We start from the raw sequence: 13,488 nt of genomic DNA, 5'->3' as shown, positions 1-13,488 counted from the left end.
CCGGTTAAACTATCCTCCGCATCAATCCTGAAAAACAAAGGATATTGCAATATTTATATGCCGATAATCTGAAACGCACATCATGTATAACATGATCTCTCATATCGCCAAATACTTGAGAAATTCTATCTCTGGGTATCTGTGCCATAACACCTTCCGAATAATCCTGTCTTCCTTCCGCTGCACCTTTCTCCTTTAATCTTTTTCGTATCTCCGCCTCCGGCAGCTTAACAAGTTCTGGATCATATGGCAGTGTATCCTTCGTAAGATCCCAAAAACTTGATATAGATGACAAATACAAATCTCCGGTCCTATAAGAATCAGCAAACTTGCTGTCCGTAAAACGAATTAATGTACTCTGCATAGGATACCTCCGATGATTCTTTCTTCCCGATTTCCCTCATAAGTTCCAATTTTATAGTAATCAGCAAAAATACCTTTTACAAATTCATATATTCTTTCAGCATCTCAACGCAGGCGGATGCCGATGGAACCATTTTTAAATACTCCTCTTTTCCATTTTTTCTGCATCGGATTACATCCGAATATACATCCCAATCCGGAAGTTCACTTACAGAAATCCAGACTAATTTATCTCCGTCTGTTTCCATCTCTTTTTTATCCGCATCTGAGCCGTACTGCCCGGGTGCTTTTTTAATCTGATTATTTCTTTCATAAAATGCTGCTTCTATTTCACCTTGAGACATAGATGTTTTTGCATAGAACATTACCGGGCAGCCGGCTAACAACAAAGACTAAAATACTCTCAATAATAACCGCCGAAAAGGTAGAAAATTCAATCATACTATCCACCTTTTTATTACACAGCAACTCCCAACCTAATATTATAGCTGCCATCACAGCTGCCATCGTAATATATAATCTTTCATCCTTTACAAATTGACCAGACAGCCGTTTCATACGGGGAAGCAGGTAATGGCATGAGGAAGTCCTTTTCTTCTTCAATAAATGCAGCAGTTAACCGGCTTCCTTTCTTTTTCTGGAAAGGTTTTGTGAAGAAATCCCCCAGCCAAACCGCCAGGGGATCCCATCACAAAACCTCTATTCCACTCTCTTAACCTTCAACCACAATGCAGCCCACTATCGCCTTACCCATGCTCTTAATCTTCTCAATCTCCTGCGTCATATCCACATAAGACGACACACCTGTCTGCTCAACTAGAACCACGCCTTCACACTCCGGCAGTTTCTTAAGCGTCTCTGCGTCCTCAAGCATATTCGCGCCTGCGCTCAGCTCATAGCCTTCCAGCGTCTTCTGAAGTATCTTAACCATATCCTTCAGCCGTTCTTCCGGTACCAGGCCTGTTATCAACAGCTTCTTGTGTTCTCCTGCATAGTTTTCCACATTTGCTGCCAGAAGTGCACCATTTTTAGCTGCATCTTTGTCCACCCTGCGTCCTTCCAGACGCGCCAGCCAAGCATCCAGTGCCCCCAGCTTCTTATCCGAAGCTGCTACTGTACCTAAAAGATCCAGGCCATAGCGTCTGCGGATATCTTTCGCCGCATATACTTTATCGCTCATCACAAACACTGCGCTGATGCAGAATGCCACCACAAAAACACCCAGCACACCGCCTAACACCGCATACTTCACACCTGCTTTTACCACAGCGCTTTTACCTAATGACGGTGCAGACGGCTCTTTCAGGTCTTTCAAAGCAGCTTCCTTATCCGAAAGAGACTGCTGCAGATCAGTAAGCTGATCTCTGGCATCTTTCTGCTGTTTTGCCAGATCCGTATCAACCGTAGAGCCCACTGCCTGATTCACAATGCTGACCGTGTGCGGTCCAATCGTTGCTGCAATCTGTTCCTGTAAACCGGTCACATTCGATAAAATAGCATCCAGGATTTCCTGGGCTTTTTCCTTGTCACTATAGCGGACTTTGATGGTAAGCAGGTTCGTATACCGTGCATATCCAGCTGTGCCATCCGCAGCCGTACCAGATGTAAAGCTGCCGCGTTTCACCGAAATCAGTTCTTTCAGATACTGCGGTTCCAAAGACACCGTCTTGGCCACATTTTCCTGCAGCGCTGCACTCGTCACAGCCGACTGATAGGCCTGTAAAATACTGTCTGTATAATCCGCATTCTGGTATACCATCCCCGGCATAACCTGATAATCTGTCTTAATAAACAGATCCGCGCTCGCCTCACAGACATCATACGGACTCATCTTCATCAGAACCGATTCATCCATATACGTCTGCTGCGCTTCGATATCAACATTGATATTCTCAATCTCACGCTCGCCGCTCTCCTTTGCCGTTGTGTACGAATCCAGCTCCCTTTCATACGCATCCTTCGCCTCTGTCTGTGTCTCCACATCCTGTGACGCCCGAAATGCCTGAAGCGCCTTTCCACCGCCCAGTGCGGCAGCCAGCACGACTGCTACCACCAGTACCGTTCTCCATTTCCGGAGAATCGCAAACATTAGGTCTTTTAAATCAATCCCCTGACCATATCCATTATTTGATTCCATGTTCTGTCTCCCCGTTGAATATTTATCGTTTTATCTCTTTCTCACGCGGTCAAACTACCACGTCCGTTATCGATCGCAGCCGCTTTATCTCTCCGCAGTCACAATCCTCTTTATTTTATCATAAGTCACCCGCCGAAACAACCAGCATTCAGCCTCTTTCCCGCATTCCAGTCTTATAAAGCTTAAAATTCTATCGCTTTCTTCCATCATCTAAGATAGCTATCATAAAACATTTCTATCTGTGAATCGAAACAAACTTCAGGACAAAATGTAATGTACATATGCCAGCCACCGCTAACATCAAAAGATTCATCCACAAGCCGCATGCCAAATATATCATAACCGAAATAACTGCCAGCGGAAGCAGAAAAAAGCAGTACCTCCATCCCGGATGATAGACTACCTCACGCCGGATCGTCCGCATCCGCATCCAGTCGCTGACCAGATACCCTAAAAGCAGAGACAGATTCGCCGCCTGAATCCCTAGGACGCCGACAAAAACCTGCATACTGACGATATTCCCCACGCAGGCCGCCAGCGTCGATACAAACATCAAATCATTGCGCTTGTACGTGCTGATGATATTTCCCAGAAACGTGTAAAGAATCCCCGCCAGCGTCGCCGCCATGCTTAAAGGCACCAGATTCCGCGCCCCCTCATAACTTGCGTCCACCAGAAATGGAAACACCACCGAGATTGCCGGAATCAGCCCGCAAAAGCCATAAAGAAGCGCCTGAATGCAATTCTCCGTCGCCGCCTCATAAAAACGGCCCGTGTCCTGATCCCGACTGTACTTTCCATACGCCAGCTCCTGCCACGCCATCGAAAAGCAGGACGAGACAATCAGAAGCGTCCCGCCAAACTTTGCCGCGATCGCATAATACCCGTTCGCCGTCTCCCCCAGCCGGTTCGTCAGGATAATCCGGTTATATCCAGTCAAAAGCCAGTAGCAAAGCGAATTCACACAGAGCGGTAAAGAAAAACGAAACAGCTGGCGGATCATCTCCTTCGTCATGCAATGTCCCCGAAACGCCCGCAAAAGCGTTACCCTGCGTTCCAGCATCACACACTGAACCAGAATTCCACCTGCATACGAAATATAAAGCGCCCGGTAATCCATCCGAACCACCACAATCAGGAACACATTCAAAAGCGCATTCACCAGCGTCGCCACGATTCCCGAGGTTGCAAACAAAGCATTATGCCCGTACGCCCTCGCCAGATATCCATACAGACTCTGCAGCACCATAAAAAAACCATACGCAATCACGCCCGGCAGATATTCCATCCCGTTCCAGATTCCAAACAGAATCATCGCCGCCAGATACAGCACCGAAGAACCAAGGAAAATCACCGTTCCACTGCAAACCACGTTCTGTTTCTCCCGGTCTGACTCCTGCTCAAAGAAAAACTTCATGATACCCGTCCAGATGTCCAGAAAAAAGAAGGAGGCAAACAGCGTCGCATAATTGATGTTCAAATCATAACGCCCGTATGCCTCCGGCGCAATATAAGCCGTATAAAGAGGAAGCAGCAAAAATGATACCAGCTTCGTCCCGATCGTCCCGAGAAAATAGATTCCGGTACTCTTAATCAATTTTTTTATCTCATTCATTCAGCCTCTCCTGTCACACCTGCTCATGCCCAGAAATCCTCCGGCTCTTTCGGATCCCCGCATACTTCTTAAGCCCCCTTACCGCATAGCACCACTGATAATAGCAGCAAAGCAAAAACGGCAGCTGAATCTCCCGGTACACACGCCAGTTCATCCCTGCCGCCTTCCATTTATTCCCCGATTTCGAAGCCGCGCTCAGCCGGTAAATCAAAAGCGGCTCATTTACGCCGACCGCTTCCATCTTCCGCTCCTTAAGGATACGCAGCCACACGACAAAATCCTCATGAATCCGCCGCCCCTGCATCGGATACACCGCTATCAGCTCTTTTCGAATCAATACCGAAGAGCAGGAAACTACATTCTGCTTCGCCAGCTCCCCAAAGCCGATCCTCTCTGGGACCGTGAGAATATAATCCAGCCGCTTTCCCATCTCATCCATAAACGCAGAACCGGTAAATAAAAATGAACTCTGCTGCTGCTTAGCCGTCTCCAGCTGCCGATTCAGCTTCTCCGGCTCCCAGGCGTCATCACTGTCCAAAAAAGCAATCCATTCGCCCTTCGCCAGTGCGACTCCCCGGTTGCGCGTCGCCGCCACGCCCAGATTCTCCTCATTTTTCACATAGCGGATCCGGGCGTCCCGATGTATCCATTCCGTCGCCATCTGCGCCGTTCCATCCTCAGAAGCATCATCCAGAATCAAAAGCTCCCAGTCCCCATATGTCTGATGTACAACCGATTCCACCGACTCATTCAAATACCCTGCCGCATTGTACGCAGGCATCACAATACTTACCATCCTACTTCACGCCCTCCGTGCTGTCCGGTGAAAATACAATCTTCGTCGTCAATATGAGCAGCTGAATATCCTGCCACAGCGAATAATGTTCCACATAATACAAATCCAGCTTCAGCTTGTCATACGGAACCGTATTATACTTTCCGTAGATCTGTGCATATCCGGTCAATCCCGCTTTCACGTGCATCCGGTAATCAAATTCCGGGAGGTCCTTCTCATACTCCCGTACCAGCTCCGGCCGCTCTGGTCTCGGTCCCACAAACGACATATCGCCCCGCAGGACATTCAAAAGCTGCGGCAGCTCGTCTAAACGCGTCTTGCGGATCCATTTACCCACCGGCGTGATACGGTCATCCGACTTACCTGCCAGACGCGCCACCCCGTCTTTCTCCGCATCCGTGATCATGCTACGGAACTTGTAAATCGAAAATTCCTTTCCATACAAAGAACACCGTGTCTGCTTATACAGAACCGGTCCCCGATCATACAGATAGATCGCAAGCGCCGTCAGAAGCATAAACGGCCATAAAACTAAAAGCAATATCACCGCCAGCACGATATCCATCACCCGCTTCACAAACCTCTGATCGATCGAGAGCGCCTCGCCCCGGATCAAAAACAGCGGCGTATCAAAAAAGTGCATCATCTCTGCCCCGGATAAGATCAGATCCGATAAACTCGGCATCATATAAATCCGAATGCGCTTTCCATAACACTTCTTCAAAATCCGGTTGCGGACAGCATTCGGGATATCCCAGAGCATGACCGCATCATACGCATCCAGATCCTGCGATCCCAGCTCTTCAGCCGGAACCACCTGAATGATCTGAAACTTATCCCGGCGCTCCGCCAGCTTCTCACGCGCCTCCTGTTCCTTCTCACGACCGTACACCAGAAGAACCTTATGCGGCGGAAATAACAGACGGTACCAGTGCAGAACCAGTTTCAGCCAGATTAACTCAAATATAAACGCCAGCACCGTAGCCGCCGCCAGCGGTTTGACCGTCGGAAACTTGTACGCCAGAAGTGCGAGCTCCGCATAGAAAAACACATTTGCACAGATCGTCGCAAACAAGTGCGACAGCATCGCATCCCAGCGTTTAAAATATCCGACGCGGGTCGCGCCGTAGATGTGCATGAAAAGTAGGAGCACTACCGCGTAAAGGGACATGATGTAGATGTGCCCCTTTACCCAGAACGCGATTCGAATCATTGAATTGTAGTAACGCCACCATACATAACCTACCAATAATACTTGAACCATTACATTAATAGTTGTGACCAGCAATGTATAAAGGCGTCGTTTTGTTTCTAATATCATTCCTTTTTCTCCTGTATCTTCTCTGGATCCGAGTTCAAAACCATCAACATCAGCGACCAAATCATAAGTTCTGGGGTCCAGAGTAGATCCATATCGGTTACACTCTCCCAGAAGACTGCCATCACGCCAGACATCGCCGTTATAAACAGGGGATTCTTAGGATGTATCTTATAAATTTTCCTCATCTTCCACCAGATATATGCAACTACCAGTACAAAAACGACCATACCATGAATTACTAATATGTCTAACATGGCATTATGTACGTTAAATTCTGAGAAGCTCTGAATCGTAAAATTTGTTCCTGTTCCCCATAATGGTTGCTTTACAAAATGCTGCAAAAATTCCAACCAAATCATATCCCGCCCAGAAAATAGTCGTTTTCCCATAAATCGCATTACCTTATCTGGATCTAATATTTGCCCTGCAAGCGTATAAAAAATTGCAAATATCACTGAACCAATTGTTAATACATCAAACATAATTCTATATATTTTCTCTTGTTTCCACCATTTATCGCAAATCAAGTATCTTACAATAACAAAAAACAATAATGCGCTTGCAGTTCCTCTTCCGCGATAAACCGATAGTTGTCGAATAGCAATTATTAGTAAAATACATTGTATCAACAAACAAATCCCTTTGCTTCTCTTCCAACGTTCTAAGAATGTCATAAAGACAAATGTCATAAAAACTATCACCGTTCCTGCCACATTAAAATTCCGTTCAGCAGTTGTAAGTAAGGGCCACAATAACCATTGAAAATAAACACCAAAAACGCCACATATCCCTAAATATTGTACACCTAATTTCCAATTCCATCGATCACTTACATATAACAGCAAACAAAAATTCCCTACCGTAAAAAAAGCTCCCGGTCTAGACCCCGCTAAAAACAAACATATTACTGTCACTACCAATATCACAACTACATAATTCCACTCACGATTTCGAAATAACAGCATCTCTTTCACATCACAACACAGCCCAATCTGTAATCCCAAAATCAAAAAAAATGATACCTCTAAATTCGAAATTGGAAATTTAGGAAATGGCAAGCATGACCAGTACGACAACAGCACCCAAATCCACAAAACACTTACTATCCACGTACCTATCTGCCTGCACTTTTTCTTATTTTCACTCCAAAAAATTTTCATTTCACTTTTATCCTATTTTTACAGTTTTCCCTTGCAACACAGCAAAATTGCCGCTGGCAGTGCCGCCAAACGCTCCCAAACACTCCCTGGTACCGCTTTATGAATTGGAATATGAAGTTTCCAAGCAAAACATATCGCATGAACCTGATATTTATACCGCAACAGCGATTTCCCACTCTGTTCAATCCTCTGTTGATAGTAAAGAAGCCATCCATTCGGATTCTCCTCTCTCAATTTAGCAATCCGACTAGTCAAACCATCCGGCTGATATTCACAAACCATAAAGATTTCTGGAATTACCTTATATAAATATTTCCGATCAATTTGATCATACACAACCGCTTCTGGAATAAATATCTCATCATCAAACTCTGGAAACAAAAATTCCCGCAAAATCTCCGTTCGAAATACTAACGTTGTCTCACCATGAAAGCCTTTTTCTTCCAATCCCATTAAAGAATCCGATTCTACATCCGGGAACACCTCCCCATTTAAGGTATACTCTTCGTCTCTTCCCTTATAGGCAACTAACCCTGCATACTGTTGCTGTTTTTCTGCTGGTATTTTCTCCCATAAATAACACAATCTCTCTACCGCGCTTTTCGTCAAAACATCATCCGAATCCAGGCACACAAAAAGTTCAGTCTCTGTCAATTGAACCCCTCGGTTATGAGCCCGCATCTTTCCTCCATTTTCTTGAGATACATAACGAATCTCAAAATCAGATTCGCTCTGCCACTTTTCCACCTCCTTCCATGTGTCATCGGTTGAGCCATCATCCACTATTTGCCAAATAAAATTCTTGCTGGTCTGCTCACATAAAGAAACATATGCTCTTTTTAACAATTTTTGTCGATTGTAAGTTGGTGTAAATATAGTTATAACCGGCTTATTTTCCTTCTTCAACCAATCCCTTACCTTTCTTTAGTTTTTGATATTCCAACACCAAAATTAAAAAAAACACTGTACTGCATGGTGCCACAATGTAATAATTTTCAAATGTTCCTATAATAATCATACCATAGAGGAAACTAAGCGCCAATGCTGTCCTAGAACCTTGTTCTATTTTCTCCGTCTTTCCAAACAGGTCTCTAAATCGTTTTATCAAAAAATATAAAACAAATAAAAACACTGAACCACCATGTACAAACAAGAGGTCTAAAAGCGCATGGTGCACCTCCTTTATTTCTAACTGTGGAACTACCCGTCCAAAATTAGAACCAATGCCAATAATTGGATGATGCAAATAAGCGCTGCCAAATACAGCCCATATTTCATCCCTTCCACTCATAATTCGTTTCCCAGCAAACATAATATTCAATAGTCCCATATTTCCAAGTAATAAGTAAATTACCGGTATTAATAGCGTCCCCACCAATATCATATACACACTCCACTTTTTTTTTGGTAGAAGATAATATACAAATATAGCTGTGATTATTCCCAACGCCGTTCCCCTTGCGCGCAAATTAACTATTTGTAAAAACACCATTGCAGAAAAGCAGAGAAATAATATCCCCCGTTCTTTTCTTCCCCACTTTATTTTATCTTCTAAAAGCCAACACATCCCATACACTCCAAAAAACATAGGTGTACATATTGCATGCGAAACCCCATTAGTATTAAATTCTGCTGTCTCAAAGGTTACATGTTTATACAAAATCCAATATAAAACTATACCAATACAGGTCAATGTCAAACTATATATCATTTTTCTCGATAGCATAACCTTATCTGCTAAATAAAGCATTAAAAGAAAATTTAAAATTGAAAAAATAGCCCCTATATTTGACTTTGCTAAAAATAAATTTACAATCGATGCTCCTACTCCAGTCATCAATATATATATTTCCTTCTCTTTCTCCTTTACTTTTTGCAGCCAATCAATTTGGCTAAAAAACAATGCCACGAGCGGGCAAAAGAAAATCAAATTAGCATACCAAAAAACTTTTCCACGGATCTCCTGGCTAATCCAACATGTCAACATCAATACCATCATAACCAATACTGCAAACCAATCCATACTCGCCTGCCACCAAGTTCGTTTCATTTTACACCTCATCCCTACTATTTCCTGCTTACTCTTACTCAAATAATCTTAATTATAAAGCCCAAATACCCAAAAGGCAACCTTACAGCTAACGGGATTGCAGGATTTCTTTTCCTGTGTTACTATAAATACAACTCACAATTGAAAGGAATTCCACATGGCAAAATCATATATTCCCAAAATCATCCATTTCTGTTGGTTCAATCCAACTCCAGGCGCTCCTTACCCGGATCTTGTCTACAAATGCATCAGTAGTTGGAAACAAATGCTCCCCGACTATACCATCATGGAATGGAATGCTGAAAATTCAAATCTCGGCGCCTGCAACTATGTTAAAGAGGCCTTTGAAGCAAAAAAATACGCCTTTGTATCTGACTATGTACGACTTGACGTTCTAAACCAGTATGGCGGAATCTATCTGGATACCGATGTCTTGGTTCTTCGCTCTTTTGATCCTTTACTATCCGATCAGGCATTTGCCGGACTAGAAACATCCTCTTCTATCGGCACCTGTGTTATCGGCAGCCAGGCCGGTAACCCCTTGATTCAGCAAATGTTGGAAGATTACAACAAACGACACTTTTTACTTCCAAATGGTTCCTTTGACACAACGCCAAATCCCACTTTACTAACTCAATTATGCCGCCAGCGGGGATTACAATTTCAAAATCAAGAACAGATGCTAAAAGACATTCACATCTATCCTATGACTTATTTCTGCCCGTTTCATCCCTACCGAAAAGAAGGCGAAGATTTCTCCGATCATACCTATAGCAACCATCTTTTTAATGGTACATGGATCGATCCGGAAACAAAACAAGCCATGCTCTATACTCAAAAATATAAGCACGTTCTGGGAGAACACCTTGGCGGGCACCTTGGTGCTTTTCTATACCGGATTCAGCATAATGGTGTTCTCAAAACTCTTCAAACCTACCATAATAAGCTTCAACACTCCATAGCCAAAAAAAGGCAGTGTCGCTAACCCACAGCACTGCCTTTCTTCTCTTTCCGATACAACCTCCGTCCCTCCAACATTCCCGCTATCGCTTCTGCAAGTTTCAACTTGCCTCTATAAAGCTTATACTTTCTCACAGCAAATTGCAAAATCAATAGCCAAGACCATCTACTGGTCATTGCATCAAAACTTGCTCCTCGACCAATCATATACTCTCGATCAAATCCAGTATTCCAGGTTGACGGTTCATATCGAAGCTTAGCAATTTTAATTGGAATATAATAAATACGAAGACCTCGGCGCAGACATTCATAAAGGAACGCATTTTCTTCTCCCATTTTAAATCGAGTGCCAGCACCGATCAATTCATCAAATTGAATATCTTTTACTCGCTCTCGCCGAAAAGATATTTCATATGATATTATCTTTCCACAAGACAAATAATTTATCTCTCGCTCCGTTGGAAAACATGGTACTGGGTTAATAGGAGATTCTACATGAAAAACAATTCCATCATATTCAGGATGTTTTTCATATTGCTCTAAAATCAACTGATCATAATTTTGAAGATATTCCACATCATTATCACAAAGGATCCAAATATCGCCCGTTGCGTTTCGAATTGCCATATTACGGCTTTTGCTTAACCCTCGTTCAGTTGTTTCTATATAACAAATTTTCCGTTTTTGTTCTCTAACACAACTCTTCATCTCTCGATTACATTGATTCACCAAAACGCAATCACTTACAATATTTAAAGAATCAATATATCTATAATTATCCAAATACATTGCCGATAACAGTACTTCTAATTTTATAATTAACACCTCGATTTTCTTTTAAAGAATAAATCCACTTGATAAGCCGTCTCTGATAAGATTAATGTAAATATTACTGTCATAACAAACCAAAAATTACCAATTTTAATATACCTATCTAATATAGTATATACCAAAATATGCGAACAAAATATTGGAAAAATTCTTTTTCCTAAATAATTCAAAATAACATTATTTAAAATAACACATGGATCATTATAATTAATAATTATCAAAATCATAATAATTCCATAAAAATCAAACATAGACATGAAGCCATAAAAAAAGTCAAACCATATTATAAAGCACATAAATCCAGTAATTATCAATTTTTCCATTTGGGGAAATAATAATTTTTTATATTTTTCAGAAGTAACAATATACCAAATCACAGGGCCAACTGAAAACGAACTAATACATCTATATAAATAATTTATGTTTTCTTCATTCGATAAATGAAAAGGCATATAGTATAATGTAAAAAATAAGACAATACCCCCAAAAACAAGACTTGCTTTTAAATTTTTTATATACTTAAAACAAACCAAATAAATCATCCAAGATACTACCAAACATGAATAAAATAATGTACCTCCCAATTTATTGCTCCAATACGGATTTACAAAATTGAAAAAAAACAGTGCTGATACTACTGTTCCTTTCGAAAATTTTTCCCCAAAAGATGTCCTTACAAGTATATACAATAAAACAAATATATAATACATCGGAAGTAAACTTTTTATGTTTTTTTTGAATAATTCATATGGGGTATAGTTCCCTGCAGAATAAGATTTAATCAAAAGCAATGCATTAACTATATAACAAATTTCCACCCCTCTTAAACCATTTGTAAAAAAGTTATATACCCCCCCCCGTAAAATAATTATGATTAACTCCGACATGAATACAAAATATACCTATCGCGGCTATTCCCTTCAAAGAGTCCAATACTTGCATTCTATTTCCCATAACTTTTTCCATCCTCCCTTTGCGTTGATTGACACTTAGAATTAATCTCTTTTATATAAATCTCTCGTATAAACTTTTTTTCTTACATTATCTAAAACAGAATCGTATCTGTTGGCAATTATTACCTGGCTTTTCTTTTTAAACTCTTCTAAATTATTTTCCACTTTGCTACCAAAAAATGTGCTATGATTCTCCAATGTTGGTTCATAAATAATAATTTCCGCCCCTTTTGCTTTTATCCGCTTCATAACTCCCTGAATAGAAGATTGACGAAAATTATCTGAATTTGATTTCATCGTAAGTCGATAGACTCCCACTACAACTTGCTTTTCTAATGAAGCATCATAAGTGTTTTCATTTTCATAAGCATAATACCCCGCTTTTTGCAGAACACGATCCGCTATAAAATCTTTTCTTGTTCTATTAGATTCTACTATCGCAGACATCATATTTTGTGGAACATTTTCATAATTCGCTAACAACTGTTTTGTATCTTTAGGCAGACAATAACCACCATATCCAAAAGATGGATTATTGTAATGAGAACCTATTCTAGGGTCAAGACATACTCCATCAATAATCTGTTTTGTATTTAGACCTTTAATTTCCGCATAGGTATCCAGTTCATTGAAATATGATACCCTAAGCGCTAAATAAGTATTTGCAAATAACTTAACTGCTTCAGCCTCTGTAAAACCCATAATAAGAGTATCTATATTCTTTTTAATTGCACCCTCCTGTAAAAGCTTTGCAAAAATATTTGCAACTTTTATGAGTCTTTCATTTTTCATATCTGTTCCAACTATAATTCTAGAAGGATACAGATTATCATATAAGGCCTTTGATTCCCTCAAAAACTCGGGACTAAAAATAATATTATCAGAATGAAATTGTTCTCTAATAGCCCTTGTATATCCCACTGGAATTGTTGATTTAATTACCATAATTGCGCTTGAATTATATTGCATTACTAATTTAATTACTGATTCTACCGCAGATGTATCAAAAAAATTTTTCTTACTATCATAATTCGTTGGCGCGGCGATTACAACAAAATCTGCATTTTCATATGCTTCTTTAGGATCCATCGTTGCTTGTAAATTCAAATTTTTTTCAAATAAATATTTTTCAATATATTCATCTCTAATTGGGCTTACCCTTTTATTTATTTTTTCGACTTTTTCAGGAATAATATCAATCGCCACCACCTCATGATGTTGAGACAGTAAAGTTGCTATTGATAGTCCTACATACCCTGTTCCAGCTACTGCTATTTTCATATTTATAATACTCCTTATAAT

13 protein-coding genes are annotated in these 13,488 nt (G+C 41.0%); 1 reads left to right on the top strand and 12 read right to left on the bottom strand.

Features of this window, described 5'->3' with window-relative positions; genetic code table 11:
- Positions 1 to 4 precede the first annotated feature (4 nt).
- The 9 genes from DXD12_RS05230 to DXD12_RS05190 form a co-directional block, all read right to left on the bottom strand.
- On the bottom strand, positions 5 to 364 hold the full coding sequence (locus DXD12_RS05230; RefSeq protein ID WP_118637704.1) for a hypothetical protein: 360 nt from the start codon (positions 362 to 364) through the stop codon (positions 5 to 7).
- 76 nt (positions 365 to 440) lie between these two features.
- Positions 441 to 728: a hypothetical protein gene (locus DXD12_RS05225; RefSeq protein ID WP_118637702.1), complete on the bottom strand. Its 288-nt coding sequence runs from the start codon at positions 726 to 728 to the stop codon at positions 441 to 443.
- A 347-nt stretch (positions 729 to 1,075) separates the two neighbouring features.
- Positions 1,076 to 2,500: a hypothetical protein gene (locus DXD12_RS05220; protein WP_118637700.1), complete on the bottom strand. Its 1,425-nt coding sequence runs from the start codon at positions 2,498 to 2,500 to the stop codon at positions 1,076 to 1,078.
- 235 nt (positions 2,501 to 2,735) lie between these two features.
- Positions 2,736 to 4,115 (bottom strand): lipopolysaccharide biosynthesis protein, encoded by a 1,380-nt coding sequence (locus DXD12_RS05215; protein WP_118637698.1) that lies wholly within the window; start codon positions 4,113 to 4,115, stop codon positions 2,736 to 2,738.
- Positions 4,116 to 4,128: 13 nt separating this feature from the next.
- Positions 4,129 to 4,911 (bottom strand): glycosyltransferase family 2 protein, encoded by a 783-nt coding sequence (locus DXD12_RS05210; protein ID WP_118637696.1) that lies wholly within the window; start codon positions 4,909 to 4,911, stop codon positions 4,129 to 4,131.
- A gap of 1 nt (position 4,912) precedes the next feature.
- Positions 4,913 to 6,232 (bottom strand): exopolysaccharide biosynthesis polyprenyl glycosylphosphotransferase, encoded by a 1,320-nt coding sequence (locus tag DXD12_RS05205; protein WP_118637694.1) that lies wholly within the window; start codon positions 6,230 to 6,232, stop codon positions 4,913 to 4,915.
- Entirely contained in the window at positions 6,229 to 7,392 is a 1,164-nt protein-coding gene (locus tag DXD12_RS05200; RefSeq protein ID WP_118637692.1) for a hypothetical protein, read from the bottom strand. Before DXD12_RS05200 ends, DXD12_RS05205 begins: the two co-directional genes overlap by 4 nt.
- 18 nt (positions 7,393 to 7,410) lie before the next feature.
- Positions 7,411 to 8,298, bottom strand: coding sequence for a glycosyltransferase family A protein (locus DXD12_RS05195; RefSeq protein ID WP_118637690.1), 888 nt, complete (start codon positions 8,296 to 8,298; stop codon positions 7,411 to 7,413).
- Positions 8,282 to 9,442 carry a hypothetical protein gene (locus DXD12_RS05190; RefSeq protein WP_147354011.1) on the bottom strand — a complete coding sequence of 387 codons (1,161 nt, stop codon included), beginning with the start codon at positions 9,440 to 9,442 and terminating at the stop codon, positions 8,282 to 8,284. Before DXD12_RS05190 ends, DXD12_RS05195 begins: the two co-directional genes overlap by 17 nt.
- A 157-nt stretch (positions 9,443 to 9,599) precedes the next feature.
- On the opposite strand from DXD12_RS05190, the gene DXD12_RS05185 reads away from it, so the two are divergent.
- The gene (locus DXD12_RS05185) at positions 9,600 to 10,427 is read left to right on the top strand and encodes a glycosyltransferase (RefSeq protein ID WP_118637686.1); all 828 of its coding nucleotides are present in this window, start codon (positions 9,600 to 9,602) and stop codon (positions 10,425 to 10,427) included.
- Here DXD12_RS05185 and DXD12_RS05180 read toward each other — a convergent pair.
- The 3 genes from DXD12_RS05180 to DXD12_RS05170 all read right to left on the bottom strand — a co-directional run bounded on the left by DXD12_RS05180 (position 10,424) and on the right by DXD12_RS05170 (position 13,467).
- Positions 10,424 to 11,227 carry a glycosyltransferase family A protein gene (locus DXD12_RS05180; protein WP_118637684.1) on the bottom strand — a complete coding sequence of 268 codons (804 nt, stop codon included), beginning with the start codon at positions 11,225 to 11,227 and terminating at the stop codon, positions 10,424 to 10,426. The genes DXD12_RS05185 and DXD12_RS05180 overlap by 4 nt on opposite strands.
- The gene (locus DXD12_RS15135) at positions 11,221 to 12,120 is read right to left on the bottom strand and encodes a hypothetical protein (RefSeq protein WP_147354010.1); all 900 of its coding nucleotides are present in this window, start codon (positions 12,118 to 12,120) and stop codon (positions 11,221 to 11,223) included. Before DXD12_RS15135 ends, DXD12_RS05180 begins: the two co-directional genes overlap by 7 nt.
- 108 nt (positions 12,121 to 12,228) lie before the next feature.
- On the bottom strand, positions 12,229 to 13,467 hold the full coding sequence (locus DXD12_RS05170; protein WP_118637680.1) for a nucleotide sugar dehydrogenase: 1,239 nt from the start codon (positions 13,465 to 13,467) through the stop codon (positions 12,229 to 12,231).
- Positions 13,468 to 13,488 lie beyond the last annotated feature (21 nt).

Origin of the sequence: Clostridium sp. TF11-13AC (assembly GCF_003481065.1) — a bacterium.
Lineage (GTDB): Bacteria > Bacillota > Clostridia > Lachnospirales > Lachnospiraceae > Otoolea > Otoolea fessa.
Note: the sequence above shows the minus strand (reverse complement) of the source record. Positions and strands in the feature narration are given on the sequence as shown.

What these genes read in the sequence shown, in the direction of transcription:
- DXD12_RS05230 (WP_118637704.1), bottom strand. Translation starts at nt 364, where the DNA reads ATGCAGAGTACATTAATTCGTTTTACGGACAGCAAGTTTGCTGATTCT.
- DXD12_RS05225 (WP_118637702.1), bottom strand. Translation starts at nt 728, where the DNA reads ATGTTCTATGCAAAAACATCTATGTCTCAAGGTGAAATAGAAGCAGCA.
- DXD12_RS05220 (WP_118637700.1), bottom strand. Translation starts at nt 2,500, where the DNA reads ATGGAATCAAATAATGGATATGGTCAGGGGATTGATTTAAAAGACCTA.
- DXD12_RS05215 (WP_118637698.1), bottom strand. Translation starts at nt 4,115, where the DNA reads ATGAATGAGATAAAAAAATTGATTAAGAGTACCGGAATCTATTTTCTC.
- DXD12_RS05210 (WP_118637696.1), bottom strand. Translation starts at nt 4,911, where the DNA reads ATGGTAAGTATTGTGATGCCTGCGTACAATGCGGCAGGGTATTTGAAT.
- DXD12_RS05205 (WP_118637694.1), bottom strand. Translation starts at nt 6,232, where the DNA reads ATGATATTAGAAACAAAACGACGCCTTTATACATTGCTGGTCACAACT.
- DXD12_RS05200 (WP_118637692.1), bottom strand. Translation starts at nt 7,392, where the DNA reads ATGAAAATTTTTTGGAGTGAAAATAAGAAAAAGTGCAGGCAGATAGGT.
- DXD12_RS05190 (WP_147354011.1), bottom strand. Translation starts at nt 9,442, where the DNA reads ATGAAACGAACTTGGTGGCAGGCGAGTATGGATTGGTTTGCAGTATTG.
- DXD12_RS05185 (WP_118637686.1), top strand. Translation starts at nt 9,600, where the DNA reads ATGGCAAAATCATATATTCCCAAAATCATCCATTTCTGTTGGTTCAAT.
- DXD12_RS15135 (WP_147354010.1), bottom strand. Translation starts at nt 12,120, where the DNA reads ATGTCGGAGTTAATCATAATTATTTTACGGGGGGGGGTATATAACTTT.
- DXD12_RS05170 (WP_118637680.1), bottom strand. Translation starts at nt 13,467, where the DNA reads ATGAAAATAGCAGTAGCTGGAACAGGGTATGTAGGACTATCAATAGCA.